This window comes from Yersinia pekkanenii, assembly GCF_001152565.1.
In the GTDB taxonomy this organism is placed as follows: Bacteria; Pseudomonadota; Gammaproteobacteria; order Enterobacterales; family Enterobacteriaceae; genus Yersinia; species Yersinia pekkanenii.
On sequence record NZ_CQAZ01000157.1, the window covers coordinates 1 to 1759 of the forward strand.

Sequence of the window (1759 nt, forward strand, 5' to 3'; positions counted from 1 at the left end):
CTGATGAACCTACCGTAATCCCTGCACTTAACCAAATGGGGCCAAGCCAGCGCGGTGAGGTACTTCTAGCCCGCTATGATGGTGATTTAGCCGTACATGGTGATTCGGACGCTGTACACCACTACAACGGCATAATCTGGCAGCCTGTTTCAGATAAGGCACTTTCGCGTGAGATGGCGGCAATATTTATAGAGTCGAGGGTTCCTTACTCAATGCCAGCCATGAAGAACGCCGTTGATACCATGAAATTGAGCTTGCCAATAATGGGTACCACAGCACGTAATCTGATTGGCTTTAGCAACGGTGTATTTGATACCCGAGAGGGGTTATTCAGAGAGCATCGCCAAGAGGATTGGTTATTGATCGCCAGTGATGTGGAATTCATCCAGGCAGAAGAAGGGGAATCACTGGCCACCCACTCCCCTGCGTTCTGGAAGTGGCTTAACTGGTCAACGGCCGGTAATGCCCGGAAAACCGATCGAGTACTGGCAGCGTTGTATATGGTGATGGCGAACCGGTATGACTGGCAGCTATTTCTTGAGATAACCGGCGCTGGTGGCAGTGGTAAAAGCGTACTGGCGGAGATCTGCACCATGCTGGCAGGGAAAGCCAACACCGTATCGGCCAGTATGAAGGCCCTTGAGGAGCCAAGGGAAAGGGCGCTGATAGTGGGGTACTCTCTTATCATCATGCCTGATATGTCGCGCTATGCCGGTGACGGGGCAGGGATTAAAGCCATCACAGGCGGGGATAAGGTCGCGATAGACCCGAAACACAAACCGCCTTACTCAACACGGATCCCGGCTGTTATTTTGGCAGTGAACAATAACGCTATGTCATTCAGCGACCGAAGCGGCGGTATATCCCGGCGTCGGGTTATTTTCAATTTCTCGCAGGTGGTGCCGGAGAATGAGCGGGATCCGATGTTGTCAGAAAAGATAGAGGCAGAGCTGCCGGTTATTATCCGCCACTTACTGACACGCTTTGCAGATCAGGGAGAAGCTAAACGGATTTTGTTCGAGCAGCAGAAATCAGAAGAGGCGCTGGCTATTAAGCGTGAAGGTGATTCGCTGGTGGACTTCTGCGGCTACCTGATGGCATCGGTGCAGTGTGACGGTTTGTTTATCGGTAATGCCAGCATTATACCGTTCAGCCCCCGCAAGTATCTGTACCACGCTTATCTTGCCTATATGCAGAGTAATGGATTGAGCAAGCCGATCTCGCTTAACCGGTTCGCTACTGATATGCCGGGTTCAATGGCTGAGTATGGAAAAGAGTACATCAGGAAGAAAAGCACCAAAGGAAATATGCGCTCTAACATCCGGCTGGCTGATGATGCCGAGGAGTGGCTACCGGCTGCAACAGGGGGTACAGAGTAAAAGTTATTGAATAAGTCTCCACCCGTCTCCACCCAGTTAAATATATATTATAAAACATGTAGTTAATGGGTGGAGACCTTTAAATAGAGTCTCCACCTAGTCTCCACCTCTCCACCCAATCACCCCAAAGGTGGAGGCTTAGGGTGGTGACTAGTGGAGACTTAAAAGAGTAGTCACCACCTATTAATGTCATGATTTATATAATGAAAATGGCTTGGGTGGAGAGGTGGAGACTTAAAAGCATAATTTATTTTTTATGGATGATGGAAAGCAATTTCTGAGTCTGTTATTTCATTACTGGACGCCAACCCCCTAGGAAATGTAAGGTGATATCGGTGTAATTAAATCCATAAGGAACTGGATATGAGTCTTAACCTGCC

1 protein-coding gene is annotated in these 1759 nt (G+C 48.9%); it reads left to right on the forward strand.

Going from position 1 to position 1759, the window contains the following annotated elements; genetic code table 11:
• Window positions 1-1379 (forward strand): DNA primase family protein (locus tag AEP37_RS23590; RefSeq protein ID WP_049615612.1); only part of this gene is annotated, 1379 nt, incomplete at its 5' end.
• Window positions 1380-1759 lie beyond the last annotated feature (380 nt).